The sequence below is a fragment of the Tsukamurella conjunctivitidis genome (genome assembly GCF_007858475.1).
Lineage (GTDB): Bacteria > Actinomycetota > Actinomycetes > Mycobacteriales > Mycobacteriaceae > Tsukamurella > Tsukamurella conjunctivitidis.
This window is the reverse complement of record NZ_VIGX01000290.1, coordinates 1-527: the sequence shown is the minus strand read 5'-3', so window position 1 is coordinate 527 and position 527 is coordinate 1. Positions and strand designations below refer to the sequence as shown.

Annotated in this window: 2 protein-coding genes; one reads left to right on the top strand and one right to left on the bottom strand. The window is 64.7% G+C overall.

Annotation, left to right across the window (positions count from 1 at the left end):
• Positions 1-143, bottom strand: a 143-nt coding sequence (locus FK530_RS25445; protein ID WP_146489537.1) for an antirestriction protein ArdA, incomplete at its 3' end; no start/stop codon positions are given.
• A gap of 227 nt (positions 144-370) precedes the next feature.
• Between FK530_RS25445 and FK530_RS25440 the strand changes: the two genes are divergently transcribed.
• Positions 371-527 (top strand): type I restriction-modification system subunit M N-terminal domain-containing protein (locus FK530_RS25440; protein WP_146489536.1); only part of this gene is annotated, 157 nt, incomplete at its 3' end.

The following is a 527-nucleotide window of genomic DNA, read 5'->3' as shown; positions in this document are numbered from 1 at the left end:
CCCGCGCCCCGGTGCACGTCAGTCAGGGTGACCTCGTCCGCATCGACGGCGTCGAACCACTCGCCGACGAGGCGTCCGGAGTTGTAGCAGTGCAGGCAGCCGACCCACACTCGCGGCGTGCTGTCCAAGGTGTTCGTAGCCATGGATCTCCTCCTCAGGTCGAGGAGAGCGGCGAACGCGACAGGCAGCCAGGCTCTGATGAAATGACGCGCTTACGCCGCGTCAACCGCTCTCACGTCGACCCCCGGGCGCCGCTCTGCGGCGCGCCCGACTCCTGAAGGCCCTCAGATGTCCGTGGTGCTCGGTATCCTGAGATGGAGCTGAACAATCGCAGACAGAGGCGCGTTTCTCGCGCGAAGGAGTACAAACTATGGCGAGACGGGCCGCGAAGGCGAAGCCAGCGAAAACGCTCGAACAGACACTGTGGGATGCCGCTGACAAGCTCAGGGGCAACCAGGAGCCCAGCGAGTACAAGCACGTCGTGCTGGGCCTGGTGTTCCTCAAGTACGTCTCCGACCGGTTCGAGG